This is a genomic window from Echinicola sp. 20G (genome assembly GCF_015533855.1).
Lineage (GTDB): Bacteria > Bacteroidota > Bacteroidia > Cytophagales > Cyclobacteriaceae > Echinicola.
The window spans coordinates 3,157,834-3,177,036 of sequence record NZ_AP024154.1 but is presented as its reverse complement, the minus strand read 5'-3'; the positions used below and the strand labels follow the sequence as shown (position 1 = coordinate 3,177,036).

At 40.9% G+C, this 19,203-nt stretch carries 11 protein-coding genes and 1 pseudogene; 2 read left to right on the top strand and 10 right to left on the bottom strand.

Annotated features, from left to right (window positions below):
• Positions 1 to 4: 4 nt before the first annotated feature.
• The 8 genes and pseudogenes from JL001_RS13110 to proC form a co-directional block, all read right to left on the bottom strand.
• Entirely contained in the window at positions 5 to 2,062 is a 2,058-nt protein-coding gene (locus JL001_RS13110; protein WP_200976635.1) for a RagB/SusD family nutrient uptake outer membrane protein, read from the bottom strand.
• An 11-nt stretch (positions 2,063 to 2,073) separates the two neighbouring features.
• Entirely contained in the window at positions 2,074 to 5,502 is a 3,429-nt protein-coding gene (locus tag JL001_RS13105) for a TonB-dependent receptor (RefSeq protein ID WP_236252806.1), read from the bottom strand.
• A 153-nt stretch (positions 5,503 to 5,655) separates the two neighbouring features.
• Entirely contained in the window at positions 5,656 to 6,681 is a 1,026-nt protein-coding gene (locus JL001_RS13100) for a FecR family protein (protein WP_200976633.1), read from the bottom strand.
• A gap of 121 nt (positions 6,682 to 6,802) precedes the next feature.
• Entirely contained in the window at positions 6,803 to 7,219 is a 417-nt protein-coding gene (locus JL001_RS13095; RefSeq protein ID WP_200976631.1) for a hypothetical protein, read from the bottom strand.
• A gap of 51 nt (positions 7,220 to 7,270) precedes the next feature.
• The gene (bla, locus tag JL001_RS13090; RefSeq protein ID WP_200976629.1) at positions 7,271 to 8,065 is read right to left on the bottom strand and encodes a subclass B1 metallo-beta-lactamase; all 795 of its coding nucleotides are present in this window, start codon (positions 8,063 to 8,065) and stop codon (positions 7,271 to 7,273) included.
• Positions 8,066 to 8,225: 160 nt separating this feature from the next.
• Positions 8,226 to 9,440, bottom strand: a pseudogene (locus tag JL001_RS13085) (glutamate-5-semialdehyde dehydrogenase); the annotation flags it as partial.
• Positions 9,441 to 9,512: 72 nt separating this feature from the next.
• A complete protein-coding gene (gene proB / locus JL001_RS13080) occupies positions 9,513 to 10,292 on the bottom strand; it encodes a glutamate 5-kinase (RefSeq protein ID WP_200976625.1) in 780 nt (259 codons plus the stop codon).
• 1 nt (position 10,293) lies between these two features.
• Positions 10,294 to 11,109: a pyrroline-5-carboxylate reductase gene (proC, locus tag JL001_RS13075; RefSeq protein ID WP_200976623.1), complete on the bottom strand. Its 816-nt coding sequence runs from the start codon at positions 11,107 to 11,109 to the stop codon at positions 10,294 to 10,296.
• Positions 11,110 to 11,665: 556 nt separating this feature from the next.
• Between proC and JL001_RS13070 the strand changes: the two genes are divergently transcribed.
• Positions 11,666 to 14,008 (top strand): patatin-like phospholipase family protein, encoded by a 2,343-nt coding sequence (locus tag JL001_RS13070; protein ID WP_200976621.1) that lies wholly within the window; start codon positions 11,666 to 11,668, stop codon positions 14,006 to 14,008.
• Positions 14,009 to 14,140: 132 nt separating this feature from the next.
• A complete protein-coding gene (locus JL001_RS13065) occupies positions 14,141 to 16,921 on the top strand; it encodes an alpha-L-rhamnosidase (RefSeq protein WP_200976619.1) in 2,781 nt (926 codons plus the stop codon).
• Positions 16,922 to 16,991: 70 nt separating this feature from the next.
• Here the strand turns inward: JL001_RS13065 and JL001_RS13060 are convergent, their stop codons facing one another.
• Both JL001_RS13060 and JL001_RS13055 read right to left on the bottom strand, forming a co-directional pair.
• Positions 16,992 to 18,125 (bottom strand): BamA/TamA family outer membrane protein, encoded by a 1,134-nt coding sequence (locus JL001_RS13060; RefSeq protein ID WP_200976616.1) that lies wholly within the window; start codon positions 18,123 to 18,125, stop codon positions 16,992 to 16,994.
• Between the two features lie 11 nt (positions 18,126 to 18,136).
• Positions 18,137 to 19,177 carry a hypothetical protein gene (locus JL001_RS13055; protein WP_200976614.1) on the bottom strand — a complete coding sequence of 347 codons (1,041 nt, stop codon included), beginning with the start codon at positions 19,175 to 19,177 and terminating at the stop codon, positions 18,137 to 18,139.
• Positions 19,178 to 19,203: the final 26 nt, after the last annotated feature.

Genomic DNA, 19,203 nt, shown 5'->3' with positions numbered 1-19,203 from the left:
TGGGTTAATCATTATAAGTCCATCCAGGGTTCTGTGTAAGGCGGTTATTTCTTTTCAGTTCAGTATGGCTAATCGGCCAAAACCACATCTTATCCGCAAAGGTGGTTTCCAATGCCCAAATGGCTACTGGTTGATGGAAAAGATCCCTTTCATCCTCATTCATCAGCACGTTGCAGCCATAGATGGGCAATGACTCCTCTACTGGAGCATCCATCCAACGACGCAAGTCATAATAGCGCTGCCCTTCCCCCAAAAGCTCAATAAAGCGCTCACGCTTCAACCTTCTTCTTAGCGCTTCTTTATCACTATAATCACTTGATGGATAATCCGGAACACCAGCCCGTATTCGAACAGGATGAATTCCTCTTTGCATTTCCGAGATGTTGCGAGAGATGGTATAACTTCCACCACTCCAAGATGGGATCGTGTATGATCCATCCAGTTCATTCAGGGCTTCTGCGTACATCAATAAAATATCTGCATATCGGATGGCAGGCTCTGCTTTAAAAACAATATTATCAATGTTTCCGCCCTCATAGGTGTCATTGGGATGGACAAATTTCTTGACACCAAAGCCTGTCCGCAGCCAATAGGCATTGGATGAATTGAAGCCATTACCTTTGGGATTATCACGATAGTAAAACACCTGTTGATTTCGGTTTCTTTCCTGTGACTCATTAAGCAAAGACCAAAAACTCCCATTAAAAGCCACGGAAGCATAAAACCGAGGTTCTCGATGGGCATACTGCAAAGAAACTCCTGCTCTTAAAGGTCGGTACCACCCATTATCATAATCCTCTTGGCTTACATAGCCACTTACACGTTCCGATCCATCACCTCGCCCTATTTCCTTATCTCTTCCGGGCACATCAGACCCATCGTTCATGTAGTAGGCATCAACCAGCTTTTGTGTCAATCCATGGGTATTCCAGCCTGTAGATGATCTAGGCAACTGGTGAGCAACCATTGCTCTGATGCTTTCCCCGTCTTGGTTATTACCTCTAGTAAAAATCAATTCCGGATTTCCTGACGCAGGCAAAGTCCCATCAAAAACTTGGGCATATGACTTCGCCGGGTCAATATCCGCCCAGCCTGCTGGCCATGTTTTTTCAGAGAAGTTATGATCATCGGGCGGAACTACTGTAGCATCCTCTCCTGTCTCCTGAAGGGGTACTGCGTAAAGTTCATAAACACCAAGTTCCATAACATCTCTAGCCGCAGCAGCAGCTTTTGCCCATTTCTCCTCTTGATAGTTAGAAGACAGCAGCTGTCTACCTTCGTCATCTACCAGCCTAGTGGCAAAACTGGATGCATTACCATTTGCTAATGGACTGGCTGCATACAGCAACACTTTGGCTCTTGTGGCCAATGCCGCTCCTACAGTAGGCCGAGCTGAACTTTCCTGGCCCCGGGTCATTCCACGAACTTCCATTTCTTGGGCAGCCAATAACATTTCATTGCTGATAAACTCAGCACAATCTTCGTAAGTACTCCTTGGAACCGCCAACTCGTCATAGCTTTGGGTGTAATCAAGTCCTTCATCTGGCAACAAAGGTATGGGACCATATTTACGAAGTAACAGCCAATACAAATACGCTCTCGCAAAACGGGCCTGTCCTTTATAGTCTTCTATTTCATCCGCAGACATTTCGGTATTCATATAGATGTTATGTATAAAGGTCGATGCATTCCGAATACCCCGATAACACTGCGTCCATGAGTCTTGCTTGTCACCTTCTGTATATTGACCCATCTTGAACATGTTGTACGACAACTCATTTTTGGATGGGTCGAAATCTTTATCCCGGTCACCATAGTACATTCCATCAGCAAAATTATGAGGCGTGACACCTTTGCTGGCTACATCAGCATTGATGCCTCTTAATTCTTCAAACACATTGGCTAACCACTCTTCCGAATATACTTTACTTTGAAATACCTTTTCCTCCGTAAGACGGTCCTTAAAATATTGGCTAGAATCGAGGTAATCATTATTACATGAAAAAGCCAACACCGATCCGAATACAAGAAATAGAACTGTATATAATGTTTTGTTATTCATCTCTTTTTAGATTACAGATTAACACTAATTCCCAATGTGATTGATTTAGCAGGAGGGTAATCTTCTCCTCGAGGTGTTGCTAATTCAGGATCCCATAGTTTGAACTTTGACCAAGTAAATAGGTTCGTGCCCACTAAAAACACGCGGATATTATCAGCCCTAATTTTTTTGGTCAATGACTGAGGAAGGCTATATCCTATATCTACAGTTTTGAGGCGGAGATACCGACCATCACGTAACCAAAAAGTGGATTCTCTAAAGTTATTTGGATTATCCCCAAAGCTTAATCGAGGATAAGAAGCATTGGGATTTTCTGTGGAAGGATCCTCTGAAATATCAGCAGAGATCCATCGATTATCTCCCATCACTCCTTTCATAACTTGCCCCCACTCTCCTTCGCTAAATGCAAATACGGTCTTTCCATAGGTAGAAAAAGTGGACTTACCCGCTCCTTGAAAATGTACTCCTAAGCTGAAACCTCTCCAATTGGCAGAAGCTCCTATTCCATAAATAAAGTTGGGCCTTCTAGTCGCACCAATCGCAACGCGGTCGCCATCATCTATTACACCATCACCGTTAACATCTTTATATTTTATATCTCCTGGTTGATAAGTTCCAAAAGTTTGGGTGGGGCTATTCCTGATGTCATCATAATCTTCAAACAGGCCTAAAGCCACCAAGCCCTTTGACTGTCCAACGCGAAAACCTTCCTCATTTTGATAGGCATACACGTTGTTTTCCTCATCTTTTTCTATGATTTCATTCTTGCTATAGGTGATATTACTTCTGGCTGTTAGGGTGACCGCACCTACTTGCTGGATATATTTTAAGCGTCCATCAAAACCACGGGACTTCACAACCCCTACATTAGCTCTTGGTGTACTTTCCAGTCCCACCATTGCTGGCAAAAACTGCCTTTCCATATAAATCCCAGTACGCTTTTCATCAAAGAAATCCAAGTTGGCTGTGATGTGGTTTGTTTCTAAATCGAAACCAAGATTTTGCTTTGTCGCCACCTCCCAAGTCACGTAAGGGGAAGCCACTTGTGAATACATCATTCCGCCATAATACCTGTCAAAGCCATAATCAGCCCATTGATAACCACCAGCTGGATCGCCATTTTCATCAAAAATCTCTGAAATAGTATACAAATAAGGAAAACGCTCCCCTCCCATCAACTGATCATTTCCTGCTTTTCCATAAGAGTACCGAATTTTCAGTAAATCCAGCCAGGCCACATTATTTCTGATAAAGTCCTCCTCTGCCAAGTTCCAAGCAAATGAGATGGCAGGAAAAAAGCCATACTGCTCACCTGGAGCAAAGTTCTCAGAGCCAGTGTAACCAAAATTAAAATTCACAAAATAGCGGTATTTCCAGTTATAAAGCAGGCGTCCAGCAAGGGCTTGGTTCCTTCTGGCAATACCATTTTTAATATCTCCACCAAGATTAACCGTTTGTACAAATGAATCACGGGTTAACCGAGCTGCTGCACCAAGATTATGATCTCCAACACTTCTGTCGTAATTGAACATCAAATCATAAAACTCCAGCCTATTTCCAGAAGAAGTACTTGACTGTTGCATTTCACTAGGGTCAGAAATGTGGGTAAAAACCAAATTTCCATTTACGTCTCGTGCACGGGCAGCTTGCCATTGTTCAGGCCATTTACGTCGTTGGATATCATTGCTGTTTTGTGTGTCATAACCAATAATCCCTCTAAAACGGAGGCCTTCTGTAATGAATCCAAAATCTTGCTCAACAGTAACGTTAGTTTGAACATTATTCACCCAATTTTCATTAAAGCCAGTTTGGGTAGCCATTACCCAAGGGTTTGTCTGATTCCCAGTGCCTATTGCCGGCACATATCCGTTAGAATACGTTATCGGTGTGCGTATGGGAGAATAACCAAAAAGTGAACCCCAAAAATCAATATCCCCCAATCCAGGACTGTTTCGCTTGCTGAGTGAGCCTGCTACTCCAACTTTCACTTCTGTAGTTTCAGTGATGTTAAAATCTGCATTCAGCCGATAATTCCAACGTTTATAATTAGCATTGGTATTGTAGTCATTCTTTAAGGATTCATCAATCTCATACATACCACCTTCATCTATATAACTGGCAGATGCATAATACCGAGAGGTAGGTCCACCACCGCTCATATTCAAGTTGGCACGGTAGGTCATGGCTCCTTCCCTTAACAATAGATCTTGCCAGTCTACATTGGGGTATAAATCGGGATCCAAGCCTAAACGCAAAATCTCCAACTCTTCTGGTTGATAAATCGGTGCGTGATTTCGAGTAATTCGCGACTCATTTAACAGGTTGGCGTAAGTTACTCCATCCTCAAATTCAGGTGTAATGGTTCTGGTATTGTAAATAAATTCATCCTTAAAGTTTATATCAATCTTTCCGGCGCTACCTCGTTTGGTAGTAATCAATATTACGCCATTTGCTCCTCTTGATCCGTACATGGCGGTTTCAGCAGCATCTTTCAGTACGGTGATGGATTTGATATCCTCAATATTGAGCTCGTTAAGATTCCGCTCAATATTATCAACCAATACAAGAGGGTTTGTGCCACCTCCAAAAGTAGAAATACCCCGAATCCAGAATTCAGAGATATTCTTGCCAGGTTGTCCTGACTGCATCATTCCCAAAACACCGGGCACATTTCCAGCCAGTGCATTGGACAAACTTGATGTTGGGTTTGATTTCAGGTCCTCAGTATCCACCGTGGAAACTGCTCCGGTCAGCGATATCTTTTTCTGCTCACCAAAACCCACCACAACCACTTCTTCCAATGATTCTGCGTTTACCTCTAACACCACATTGATTTGGCTTTGATTACCGATTGTAATCTTTTTGGACTCAAAACCGATATAACTAAAAATCAATACATTGCCCTCCACCACATCAATAGAATATGTTCCATCAATATCCGTCACGGTTCCTCTATTAGGTTCACCTTCTACTAAAACTGAAGCTCCAGGAAGAGGCACTCCTTCCTCATCGGTGACCACTCCAGTAACTTCCTTAAATATCACTGTTGACAACTCAGGTACAACCGAGCCCTTATCCTTGATTTTCTTGACGCTTATGCTGTTATTAACCTGCCTAAATTCCAAACCAAGACTCAGTGCCATCTCTTTTAAATGTTGGGCTACTGTTAGCTTTTGATTTGAAATAGTTACTAACTGTGTTTTGTCTATATTTCTGTCAGTGTAAAAGAAATGGAAAGCCGTATTTTCCTCTATCTGATGTAAGGCCTCTCCCAAAGTCTTTTGGCCACTGGGCAGCTGTATAAATACGTCCTCGACGCTCTTTACTTGGGCAGATGAACTACCCGCCAGTACCGAGCTCATGGTCAGGGTCAGGAAAATAAAGCAGTAGCCTGCATATTTTGAGACCATAATAATTTTTCGGGTTAAATTTTGTTTCATATTTTGGGTATATCAATTGAACATAGATGATAAGGGCAGTGGGAGTTCCAGTCCATATGCTGCCTTTAGTTTGATTGGTTTTTTGTCCGGGGAGTGTTCCAGCACTTTCCCGGACTCTTTTCTTAGTCTCTTTCTCTCATAGGCAAGGATTAATTAAGGGTGGAATTTTAAGTCTACTTTTTTCTTATCTATCTTGTATTCGAAGCCAATGGAATGCCCCAGAATATCCAGCACGTTATCCAGGTACTCATTCTTATCAAATGTTCCAGAACACAGAAAGCCTTTATCATAATTACCTGTTACGCTGATTTTCACACCATACCAGCGTTCCAGAGTTTTAAGTACTTCCTCAAAGTGGGTATCACTGAAATAAAGAATTCCATCCTTCCAGTAAAGCACTTTCTCCACATCCATTTGCTCCTTTCGGAAGTTGCCATCACCACTTTCACTGACCACCCCCTGACCAGGCAAAAGCACTTCTTCAAAATCACTTTTCCCCGCTTCCACTTTTACTTTACCATGCGTAAGTACCACTTCTATCTCTGGTGAATTTTCAAAAGCTTTGATGTTAAATGCAGTCCCTAAAGCTGTTGTGGTCAGTTCTTTGCTGGTGACCCTAAATGGATGTTCCTTATCAGGAAATACCTCAAAATATGCTTCTCCTTCAAGCACTAAGCTTCTATTGGCTTTGAAGTCTTTAGGGTATTTCAGCGTACTCTGTGCATTTAAAAAAACCTTACTGCCATCAGGCAAAGTAAATCTTGACTTTTGACCCGATGGGTTACATTTCACTATCCAATCAGTTGGGCTTCCCAGATCATTCCCTAACTCCTGTGGATTGAAATACTGATAAAACAAAAAGCTAATCGCAAAAAGAAGTAGCAAGCTTGCGGCAACTCTAAAAGTGGGGCTATTATTCCAGTTCGATGCTAATGGTCTCTGATTTCCTCTCTTTTCCTGAGTTAAAATTTTTGGATCCTTGAATATTCTTTTAAAAAGGGTATCCTGATCCCACTGATCTTCTTTTTTAGCGTCAGCTTTAACTTTCCAATTTTGCTCAAGCTTACGGGACATGTAGGCTTCTCCTTCATCAGAAGTGTACCACTGCAAAAATTCCTCGGCTTCTTGCTTGGACAAGGTACCATTATGAAAATCTCGAATTTGCTTTTCTCTATCCATTTGTATTGTGTTACAAAAGGATATAGCCGCGAAACTCTCTAACTACTCATTAGAAAATAAAATAATTTTAAAATAGCAGACAAACAAAAATCAAAACACTGTAAATCAGAAAGTTAAAAAATCACTTTCTTACATTCAATGCTAACTTACCCCCCAAGTAAGCCATAGGTATATAAGCCAAAGCAATATCGATCAATGCAAACCAAGCAGGAGATGGCAGCATAAACACATTGGTAACTCCTCCAACCAAAAACAAAAAGCCAACCAAGACCGCCCACTTCAGTTTGAAAGTAGCTGCTATTATTCCAGTTATAAAAGCCCCCACAAAAGTCCCCAATGCATGTGCCAGGAATGGCATCAAAAAGTGTTTGGGGAGAAACAAATGCATTGATTCCTTTAGGCCTTCCATGGTGGTCACGTCAGCTCCTTCAGGAGGAGGAATAATGGATCCGCTAATCATAACAATCCCCATGTTCACAAAGCTTCCTACAAGGATTCCTGCTAGAACAGCCACTATATTTCTTAAAGTCCTTTTCATAAGTTCGATGAATAATTTAATGGAATTTAAAGTAAAAACCTCAACCGAATCTTACTTAACCTCCTCAAATAGCCTTATGGTATAATCCAACAACCCCTTATCACCAATCGGGCCATGACCAGGTACGATTACTTTAGATTGGGAAAATTGCCTTCGAATTGACTTCACTGTGTGTGACCAGACCATCGTGTCAGCATCTGCCAGGTTTCCTTTGCCTGCTCCCATGGACTTGATTAAGCATCCACCAAAAACAACTTGATCCTCTGGAATGTAAACCACTACATTGTCTTGGGTATGACCAGCCCCAAAATGCTTGACCAAAACTTCCAAGTCTCCCACTTTTAAATTGAGTTCGCCATCAAAACCATTTTGAGGTACTTTAAACTGATTTTTCTCAGCCAAATGAATGGTCTTATCATTAGCATAAGATGGAATTCCCAATTCATGAAAAGCATCAAGCCCTCCTAAACAGTCGATATGAAAATGGGTTGGTACAACCGATTTGATCTCTAAGTTCATTTCCGATTGGAGAAATTTGATCAACTCATAGGAGTCCTTATCATTGGTGGGAGTATCAAAAACCACCGCCTCTTTTTCATCGACAACTATAATTCCATTGCATTCAACCTTTCCAAAAGTATCCGACTGAAGGTATGTAATATGCTCATAAACAGCCGGACTGACTTTTTTAATAATCAAGTTGTTTGAGGTATACAAAACTACAGGTTGATCAACTGAAGTAGCAGTTGGTTTGTTTTCATCAACTGTTTTCTCTTCAACCTTATGGTTGCAAGCATACCAAGTTTGGGTCAAAATCAGGAAGAGTAATAATACGATCTTGTTCATAGGCTTTGATAAAAGTGTGCGAGAAGTCGATAGTTAATGAATTTAAGAAACCGATCAAAAATAGTACGGGACTTTCACATTTCTTATGATCTCCTTCAAAAAAAAAAATAGGCCCTCTGGAAATCCAGAGGGCCTATGCTTCATGCATTTTAAGCTAATGCTAATCTCTTATCTGACCGTCACCAAACACATAGTATTTGTTGGTTACCAGTTGTTCCAGTCCCAGCGGTCCTCTGTGGTGTAGTTTGTCTGTACTAATCGCTAGCTCAGCCCCCACGCCCATTTGGCCACCATCGGTAAACCTGGTGGAAGCATTATGATAAACCGCCGCACTATCCACTTGTTCCATAAACTTAGCCGCTTTGGAATTGTCAGTGGTCAAAATGGTAGCAGAGTGTCCACCGCTGTATTTATTGATTTTTTCGATAACTTCATCCAAGCCCTTGGCTTTACCCACCAAAGCTTTTAATGCCAAGAACTCCTCATACCAGCTATCCTCGGATGGTATTTCTTTTGCCCCATCAATACTGGAAAGTAAGTCCTGCTCTGCCAAAAGCTCTACTTTATAGTCAGCTAAAGACTTACCCAAATCCTTCAATTTAGACTCAAAGTCAGGTAATTTCTCATCAACCAAGATTTTATCCAAAGCATTACAACCAGAAATCTTATTGGTTTTGGCATTGATGATCACCTTCTTGGCCTGCTCCCAATCTGCGTCTTCAGCTACATAAGCAAAGTTATTCCCTCTTCCACTAACCAAAACCGCACACTGGGCATGCTCTTTCACAAAAGCAATCAATCTTTCGCCACCTCTAGGCACGATCAAATCCAGCTTTTCTGTTGGGTTTCTTAAAAACTCTTGTGTTTCTTCTCTGTTCAATGTAAACAGTTCAATCCAATCGTTGGTCAGCCCATTCTCTTCAAGGGCCTCATGCCAGCATTCTACCAAAGCTTTATTCGAGTTGACAGCTTCTTTCCCACCTTTCAGTAGAATCTTACTATTGGCTTTAAAAGCCAACACCGCTGCCTCAATGGTCACATCGGGACGGGATTCATAAATAATCATGATGGTACCAAAAGGTGCCGTTTGATTAATGATTTCCAGTCCATTATCAAGGTTTCTCTTAGAAATTACTTTTCCGACAGGATCATCCTGCTCCATCACCTCTTTGACAGCCTGTATCATGCCATCCACTTTGGCATCATTGACCACTAACCTGTCAAACAAGGCTTGGTCATCTCTTTGGAAAGCCTCCAAATCAGCCTTATTGGCTGCTATTATTTTATCACGCTTGGCATCTATAATCTTGATCATTGATGCCAAAACGTTATTTTTCTTTTCTGTGCTTAATATCTTCATGTTGATTTTTCCTTTTTGATTTCTCTTAAGACGATTTAATTAAGAATTTCAGCCGACCGATCCACACCCGGTCGGCTGAAAATCAGGTCAATCATCAGAAACCTTCGTCCCTACTTCCTTACCATCTACAATATCAACAATCATATTTTCCGTATTACCATTGGCAATGTAAGTAGGTATATTTTTTCTGGCTGCTTCTTTCGCCACATTCAGTTTTGATCTCATGCCTCCGCGTCCTTCTGCTTCACCCTTAGTAGATTCCTGAATGAAGTGTTCCACCTTTTCATCTGTGCCCACATGGGCAATTCTATGGGTATCATCATCATCAGGATGCCCGTTGTAAAGGCCGTCAGTATCGGTAAGCAAGATGAGCATATCAGCCTCGATCAATTCTGCTACCAAGCTGGCCAGTTCATCATTGTCCGTAAAGGTGGACATGGAGAGGGAAACTGCATCATCTTCATTGGCGATAGGAATAATACCTTCCGAAAGCAATCCTTCATAGCAGTTGATCATATTTTCCCGGTGCTTACCAGGATCAAAGTCCCTTTTTGTTGCCAAGACTTGCGCACAACGCATGCCATAATCTTGGAAAATGTTATAATAATGGCGCATCATCCGTGGTTGCCCCACCGCTGAAAACACCTGTCTCCGGATAATTTTATCGGTGATGTCCACCTTGTTTCCCAAGACTTCCTTTCCTGCGATCACAGAACCTGAAGAAACGAGTACGGACATGATTCCTCTCTCATACAAAGTAGCAATTTGATCAACCAACTTGCGTAAAACCGTATTGACAATACGGTTATCTTTATTGGTCATCACATTGGTTCCTACTTTAATTACTATTCTTTTTGGTTCATCCATCTTAGGCATTTCTAAATTCTTTCCCTAACTCTACGGCTCTATTAAATGCTGCATAAGCCGCTTCTTTAATCAATTCTTTAACATTATTGTCTTCCATCGAATCCAATGCTGCACGTGTGGTGCCACCTTTTGAAGCTACCCTATCCATCCATGTTTCTGGATCTAGGTCTGCTGAAGAGAATAACTCCACTGCACCTGCAAATGTTTGCTCTACCAATACTCTTGAATCATGCTTGGAGAAGCCCATCTTCAAAGCCGCTTCCAACATGGATTGCATAAAGTAAAAGATGTAGGCAGGACCACTGCCAGAAATACCGGTCGAAGCATCAATGTCCGCTTCCGTATCCAAACGGACGGATCTTCCAGTAGTATCCAATAAATTTTCAATGGTCGACAACTCCAATCGGGAAACTTCATCTGAAGCAGTAAAGGAGGTCAAACCTTTTCCAACCTGTGCCGGAAGGTTAGGCATAGCCCTGACCACTTTGCGCCGTCCCAACCCCTCTTGGATCGCATTAATAGTCACTCCTGCCATCAGAGAAATGAAGATCTGACCTTCGCTTGTCAACTCTTTCATATCTGCCATTAACGCATTGGCATGATACGGTTTTACAGCAATAAAAATCACATCTGCTTTAGGAACGCACTCATCGAGTTTTTCAAACACAGCAAAATGACTACGTTTTCTCAACTCTTCAGTTTTGTCTTTGGCATTGTCAAGGATCATTAGATCCTTATCTTTTAAAAATTTTGATTTGGCGATTGCCTCGGCGTATGTCAATCCCATATTGCCACCACCGATTACAAGAACTTTCATAGTTTTGTTAGAAAGGTTATTTAAATTTTGTACAGGGACTATCCCCGTCAATCTTCAATACACCCTATGCCACAATCATCGTGCGGGGATGCCTTTTTCAAAAAAAAGTATTACCTCACGGATATTTTATTATTAAGACAGCATGTTTGGCACAGTTATTTTCTGATTAATTGATAAAAAACACTACTTTTTGGTATTATTTTAATTTTAACTATAAATATTTAACTTTAAAAAAATATACTGAAAATAAGTCAGTTCATTAATTCAGTATGAAAAAAAGGCATTTTTAAAACAGGACATTTTGTCAGTATTTGTTTAACACTTTATTATTTGCCAAACTTCACCTCAATAGAGTTTTTATGAAATTATCTTTTGAAAAAGTCAAAACCAAAACACCAAAAGACAAACACTGCTTCCTACAATATTTTTATCACAGCCAATTCAACAGACAAGCCTAAACTAATTATCTACCCACTCATGAAGATTACTTGCTTACCAAGCATCTTGAAATCAAATAGTTTTATTAGATTAGAATACCAGTTATTCAGCCAACACCATGATAAAAAAACTTACTTTTTTTTTCTTTCCATTGTACCTTTTTTTTGCTCTAACTGCATTTTCCCAGAACAGTACTTCTCAAGCAAACCCTAAAATCGGATTAGTGCTTAGTGGTGGCGGAGCCAAAGGAATGGCTCATGTCGGTGTCTTAAAGGCAATGGAGAAAGCGGGCATCAGGCCAGACTATATCGCAGGGACGAGTATGGGCGCGGTCATCGGCGGGCTTTATGCCATTGGTTATAATGCAGATGAGCTTGAATCCATCATCAAACAAGCAGACTGGAGCCTTATTGTATCCAATCGAGTGAATTTCAACAACATTTCTTTTGAAGAAAAAGAGTACTACAATCGGTACATGCTGGAATTACCTGTTATTGACCGAAAAATTTCTGTACCTACTGGACTTATTGAGGGTCAGAAACTTTCGGAAACATTGCATTATTATACGTGGCCCGCTATTCAATACAAGAATTTCGATGAATTCCCCATTCCTTTTAGATGCATCGCCACTGACCTAAGGAGCGGGCAAGGTCTGGTCCTCAAATCTGGCTATCTTCCAGATGCTTTAAGGTCAAGCATTGCCATTCCCACAGCCTTTACTCCTTTTGATCTTGACAGCACCTTGGTCGTGGATGGAGGGGTGGTAAACAATTTCCCTGTGGATGTGGTCAAAGATATGGGAGCTGATATTGTAATAGGGGTAAATGTTAGCGATGAGGATTTTATTGACCCCAAAGAGTTGAGTTCGTTCTCAGGCATACTTATGCAGATTGCCATGAGTACTTCCACAAGCAAACTCCAAGATAACATTGCAAACTGTGATATATATATCAAGCCTGACCTAAAAAATTACAGTACAGCTAGCTTTAGTAGTTTTAATGAAATCCTAGAACTTGGAGACAAAGCCGGAGAAGAAAATTTAGCTAACTTTCTCTTTTTAGCTGATAGTTTAAACATCCACCGCGAAAGCCCTGGTATCGGACTGGAAGTGGCTCCCGTCATTATTAGTGAAATAGCCATCAGCGGGAATCGGTTATTTTCTGATGACCTGATTCTCTCCAAATTGGGAATAGCCCTTCAGGACACCGTATCCCGTTCGGACATTCAATCAGGCATAGATCGCATTTTTGGAGTAAATGGCTTCAGGAAAGTAGATTACAATCTACTTCAAAACCCAAGTGGTGACTATAAACTGTTTATTAAGACAGCAGAAAAACAAGATGCGACCCTCTCTTCTGCCTTCCATTATGACGACACCTTTTCTGCAGGGATTTTGCTCAACCTGACCGTAAGAGACTTACTGGGCAAACCTTCAAGAACAGTAGCCATAGCGGACATCTCCGAAAACCCCAAGTTCAGATTGGATCATTACAAATATGTCGGTAAAGACAAAAAATACGCCTTTAACTTTCGCTACAATTTCCTCTTCCAACAAATCCCTGAGTATGAAAATGGAGAAAAAACTGATATCACCAGCAACAGGGAAAACCAAGTAGGGTTCAATGTCATTTCAACCCATTCCTTGAAACAAAGTTTTTCTGTTGGGGCTTTTTATGAAAGCACTAGAACAAAATCCAGGTTCAACGTTGAATTTCCAGAAGATGTAAGAGGGGGATATTTCAACTTTCTCGGTTTTAGATTTGTTCATAACAGAAACTCACTAAACGATAGAAATTACCCTACTAAAGGCGCTGAAACGATCGTAGAAAGCATTTTCTATTCTTTCAACAAATATAAAATTAAGCTAAAAAATGGAGTGGACACTTTGGTATTGAATGGAGATGAAGAGCCCATTAAAATCCCAAGCAACCTGTTGGACCAAACGGTAGACTTGCTCACCCCAAATGGATATGTATCTGTGTACTTTAATTATGTCAAATACTTTCCACTAAGCCATAAGTTTCAAGTAGCTCCTACTATGGCAGCCGGAATCACCTTATCCGAGCAAGAAGAAGGGTTTATTTTTAATGAATTTAGCATTGGTGGCTACCAAAGGGTTCAGTTCAATGACACCCCTAGTTGGGGACTCAATTACAGGGAACTAAGCACACCAAACTTCGCTAAACTCGGCATTCTGGGGCAATTCGTTCCTACGAATAACATCTACATGCGATTTGGAGGGAATTTAGTAGCACATAATCCACATGTACCAATTAACCAGATTAACACGCTTGATTTCTCAAATCTCGCTGAAGAAAGATTCATATTTGGCTATGGCATGGATGTTTCCTATAATTCATTTCTTGGACCAATTACAGGAGGTATTGGTTCCAATGCAAAAGATGGCACTTTAAGGTATTACTTATCTATAGGCTTTTCTTTTAACTATTCAGACAGGTAACCTCCTTTTTCGGTATTTAAAAGACTGAATCAAAGCTTCTAAGATTATTCATTAATATCCTAAATCGATTTTGTATTTTAGTAATCACAGATAACACCATCCTATTACATTAATCCTAATAACCACTTCATAATGAAACCCACTTTTACAAATTACTTCATTGCATTATTTATCTTCAGCTTATCCTCTTTCACCTTGGCTTTTTCCCAAGGAATTAAAATTGAAAAGACCTTAGTAGAAAATAGGCTTAATCCCTTAGGCATAGACAACCCCAATCCCACTTTTACCTGGCTCATTTCCTCTACAAAGAGAAATGTCCTGCAAACCCATTACGAAATCCAGGTCAGCGACTTAGATAGGCAGTTTAGCAACAATATTATCTGGGAAAGTGGCAAAGTAGAAAGTGAAAAATCTGTCAAAGTCAAGTACGATGGCCCTGAACTTAGTTCTAAATCAAAGTACTATTTCAGGGTGAGAGTCTGGACCAACCAAGGCAGTTCTAATTGGTCAGCCATTTCATTCTGGCAAATGGGTTTGCTTAATGAATCAGACTGGAAAGCCCAATGGATTAGTCCCGGATATGAGGAATCAGGAAACAAAAGACCCAGCCCCTATTTCAGAAAAGTGTTCAACCTCCCAAAAAAAATCAAATCCGCCACTGCATTTATTACTTCCCATGGGCTCTACGAGGCACAAGTCAATGGAGAAAGAGTAGGTGATGCTTATTTCACCCCCGGATGGACCAGCTACAACAAGCGGCTCCAATACCAAACCTATGATATTACCTCTTTGCTTAAAAAAGGAGAAAATGCCATTGTAACTGTATTAGGAAGTGGGTGGTACAGGGGCCATTTAGCATGGAATGACAACAATAACATATATGGAAGCGATATTGCATTATTGCTTCAAATTGAAGTTGAATATGAAGACGGAAGTCATGAAACCATAGGTACAGATAATAGCTGGAAGTCCAATAAAGGAGCTATCCTCAGCAGCAGCATTTATGATGGGGAAAAAATAGATGCGAGAAAATCTTTCCCTGGCTGGACTGAGACCCAATTTGATGACACCAAGTGGATGCCTGTCAAAACAGTTGATTTTGGCTACAAAAATTTAATTGCAACGTATAACGAGCCTATTAGGAAACAGGAATATTTAAAACCTGTCAAGTTGATTACCACACCCAAAGGAGAGAAAGTGCTAGATTTTGGCCAAAACTTGGTAGGCTTTGTAGAAGTAAATATCAAAGGTAAAAAAAAACTCAAAATTACCCTTGAGCATGCTGAAGTATTGGACAAAGCAGGAAATTTCTACACCACCAATTTGAGGGCTGCGAAACAAGAAAACACCTATATTCTCAATGGTGATGGTGAAGAACACTTTGAACCTCATTTTACTTGGCAGGGATTCCGATATGTAAAAGTCAAAGGCCTTCAGGAGGACATTGATCTGGATGATTTTACGGCGGTCGCCCTGTATTCCGACATGTCGAAAACTGGCTCTTTCTCCACCAACAATGAACGAATCAACCAACTGCAACACAATATCCAATGGGGACAAAAAGGAAATTTCCTGGACGTGCCCACAGATTGCCCTCAACGGGATGAAAGACTTGGCTGGACAGGAGATGCACAAGTATTCTTCAGAACAGCCGCTTATAACATGCATGTGGATAATTTCTTTACAAAATGGATGAAAGATCTTACTGCTGACCAGCTTCCTAATGGCGCTGTGCCCCATGTCATTCCAAATGTTTTAGGTGAAGGCGCGGCTGGGTCAGCTGGTTGGGCTGATGTCTCCACAATCATTCCTTGGGAAATGTATCTTCTTTATGGCAACAAAGAAGTACTTCAAACCCAATATCCAAGTATGAAAGCTTGGGTAAACTATATGAGCTCTAAAAGCCAACATTCACTTTGGAACACTGGCTCCCACTTTGGAGACTGGCTTTTCTATAGACCGGATGATGACACAGATGGCAGGTCTGCCCTCACGGACAAATACCTTATCGCTCAATGTTTCTACGCCTATTCCACCCAACTTTTGATCAATACAGCAAAAGTTTTGGAAATAAAGGAAGATGTACAAGACTATTCCGAACTGCTCAAAAACATCAAAGCTGCGTTCCAAAAAGAGTATGTCACCCCCAATGGCCGTTTGGTTTCCAGCTCACAAACTGCTTATGTTTTAACACTTCAATTTGATATGCTTCCAGAGGAACTCCGCGAACAAGCTGCCCAAAGACTAGCAGAAAATATTCAACAATACGATTATCATCTCACTACTGGCTTTTTGGGCACTCCTTACCTGTGCCATGTTCTAAGCAGATTTGGATACCATGATCTGGCATATACCCTTTTGATGCAGCCCTCCTATCCTTCCTGGTTGTACCCTATTTCTCAAGGAGCCACTACCATCTGGGAACGCTGGGATGGCCAAAAACCAGATGGGTCATTCCAAAACCCAGGCATGAACTCTTTTAACCATTATGCTTATGGAGCCATTGGAGACTGGATGTACAGAACATTGGCAGGAATCAAAAGCAGTGAAATCCCAGGAGAAACCGGCTACAAAGCCATTCTTATCAAGCCCCACTGGAATAACAAAGTCTTATCCGAAAAAGTAGCTTCATCCGTAAACCAAGCCCTAGAGGAAGTTGATGCGTCACTGGAAACTTACTATGGTACTATCCAAAGTCATTGGAAGAAAGAAAATGACCATGTATCTCTTGAGCTGAACATCCCGGCAAATACTACTGCAAAAGTTATCCTTCCACTTACCTCAATGGATCAAATCACTGAAACTGGAAAAGGAGTTGAAGAGATGGATTTTCTTCATAAAATTCATCAAGAAGATGGACATATAGCATTGGAAATAGGCTCTGGTTTTTATGTGTTTTCCATAGCTCAGTGAAATTTATTCACACGACATACAAATACCTTAGAAAGGTTTAAGACCGACACGTTAGAAAAATTGACTTAAGCTAAAATGCCTCACTAAAATTAAAATACAGCCCCGATGAATCTTTGCCCAGACCAAAGTCTATCCTAAGGTTCATTCGGGGCTGTACCTCCAAGCGATAGCCCACACCAAGGTTAGGAATCCAATCTTTGATTTGATCTATTGAAGACGCCATACTTCCCGATCCCAACCAAACCGCTATTCCATGTTTGCCCACTTCCTGCTCTCTGTTCAAAAACATATGTCTCCACTCACTAATAAAATAAACACCTGCTTTGTCCCTATATTGTCCCTTGACATAGCCCCTTAATGCATCCCCTCCTCCCAGTCTTGTCAATTCATCATAAGGCACATCCCCATTAGCAAATCTCCCATATAGTTTTAAGGCGATGATATTCCCTGGTCTTTCCACTTGATGATAAGATCTCAGGTCTACCTCATAGACATTATAGTTGTTGTCGCTCCCGAGGTAGCCTCCAAAAAAAGTCCCAGTTATATTCCCATAAAATCCCTTATAAGCATTCACCGTAATATCCCTACTATCATAGCCCAAAGAAAACCCAAGGCCGCTATTAAAATTATCCGGCCCAAACTTTTGGTAATATTCATCCTCAGCCATCAAAGGATTGGTCTCTGTCACCTTACTTTTATTGATATTCCATAATAACCCCATGTACATGTTTGGAAACAAGCGTACCAAAAAATGAGGAGAAAAAATAAAGGTATTTCTGTGATATAGCGTCGTCTCTTCCCCCTTAGAAACTGATTCTGCTGCATCTGAACCTACCCCAAAATAATCATCATCTGCATCTGAATACTTAGCCACTACATTGAAGCGAAACCGATCCTCATTCCAGAAAGAGGACAGTCTTCCATTCAGTCCAATATTTCCCCTTGTGCTAATAAAAGCAGTTAGAGGCATGGATGACCTTTGGATAAGGCTATCTTTCGGATTGGTTTTAAAGGTAAACAAGACCCCTCCAGCGATCAATAAGCCTGTCTCGGGTGTGTAACCTGGCCCTACTAATGGAGTTAGATAGGAATTCCCTGCTGCAATGCGCTCACTTTTAGTCTCCTTTCGCTTTTCAATCCATTTCTTAATACCGCCGTCTTGAGAGAAAGTAAATGATGTTACCATCATCAAAAGCAGTATCATTAAGATTGATTTCAACGGGAATTTCTTTTTATACCAAACCTATAATTTACTGATAATAATAACTGTGTCCTTCCCTTGCCAAAACCTCCTTCAACCCGGTACCATAGGTTCTTTCCTGACATATATTGCGCTCCCAGCTGCAAAGACCAATTACCCAATACTTCCTTCTCAAAATCATAATTGATCGGAATACTTCCAACATCTTTTCCGTCCAACCAATCTCCCATGTAGTCTACCAAAGCGTCTACTACCCTCTTTTGTACAATAGTCAAACCATCATACCAATTTTGCGCATCACTTGCAATCTCGTCCTTGAGATCTTGAAGTTTTTCTGGGTCTAAGCTGGCAAAACACTCTTCAATAGTGATAGATCCTGCTGTCCGCCTTTCCACGAATTGATTTTGAGCACCTATGCTAAAACTGAATTTATCTTTCCCATTTGAAAGCGGAAACAACCTACCTAATCTAAGGGAAATCACCCTTCCAAAAACCGGCTCATCCAAAGCCGAAGTATTGGAAGATGATAAATTCAGGTTAAAGGCTCCAAAATATTTATCCTTCCCATAGGCCAAAACAAGTCCCCCACCAAATGTCTCTACTTCGGGAGTGGTTTTGATATGGAGCACCAGAGGAAACGAAATATCAATATTCGCATTCCCTTGGGAACGCGCGTAAATACCATATACATTTAAAAAAGGGAGAAGCCAAGTATCTGCTCGAAAATTAAATACACTCGCAGAATTTTGGACAGGGGCAAACTCAACAAAATCCATTTCTGCTGGGCCTAACTCCCCAATTCCCACTTTTAGGGATGTGATTTCCAACCGAGTTGCCTGATGGACATAATTAAACATGACGCCAAATGGCAAGGGCAATTCATGCCCCATATATTGAACTTTGTTTCCCAAAAGCGGCATGACATAGGGATAAGTAATAGCTCGCAAACTGTCTTTTATTTCCTGATCTTTATGTAAAATGGCATTTTGCTGTCCAAAAACAGAAACTACTTTTAAGCTAAAAAGCAATACAAAAAATAATAAACTGTACTTCATACAAGTATGTTTTCTCAAAATCCATG

What these genes read in the sequence shown, in the direction of transcription:
- JL001_RS13110 (WP_200976635.1), bottom strand. Translation starts at nt 2,062, where the DNA reads ATGAATAACAAAACATTATATACAGTTCTATTTCTTGTATTCGGATCG.
- JL001_RS13105 (WP_236252806.1), bottom strand. Translation starts at nt 5,502, where the DNA reads ATGAAACAAAATTTAACCCGAAAAATTATTATGGTCTCAAAATATGCA.
- JL001_RS13100 (WP_200976633.1), bottom strand. Translation starts at nt 6,681, where the DNA reads ATGGATAGAGAAAAGCAAATTCGAGATTTTCATAATGGTACCTTGTCC.
- JL001_RS13095 (WP_200976631.1), bottom strand. Translation starts at nt 7,219, where the DNA reads ATGAAAAGGACTTTAAGAAATATAGTGGCTGTTCTAGCAGGAATCCTT.
- bla (WP_200976629.1), bottom strand. Translation starts at nt 8,065, where the DNA reads ATGAACAAGATCGTATTATTACTCTTCCTGATTTTGACCCAAACTTGG.
- proB (WP_200976625.1), bottom strand. Translation starts at nt 10,292, where the DNA reads ATGGATGAACCAAAAAGAATAGTAATTAAAGTAGGAACCAATGTGATG.
- proC (WP_200976623.1), bottom strand. Translation starts at nt 11,109, where the DNA reads ATGAAAGTTCTTGTAATCGGTGGTGGCAATATGGGATTGACATACGCC.
- JL001_RS13070 (WP_200976621.1), top strand. Translation starts at nt 11,666, where the DNA reads ATGATAAAAAAACTTACTTTTTTTTTCTTTCCATTGTACCTTTTTTTT.
- JL001_RS13065 (WP_200976619.1), top strand. Translation starts at nt 14,141, where the DNA reads ATGAAACCCACTTTTACAAATTACTTCATTGCATTATTTATCTTCAGC.
- JL001_RS13060 (WP_200976616.1), bottom strand. Translation starts at nt 18,125, where the DNA reads ATGATACTGCTTTTGATGATGGTAACATCATTTACTTTCTCTCAAGAC.
- JL001_RS13055 (WP_200976614.1), bottom strand. Translation starts at nt 19,177, where the DNA reads ATGAAGTACAGTTTATTATTTTTTGTATTGCTTTTTAGCTTAAAAGTA.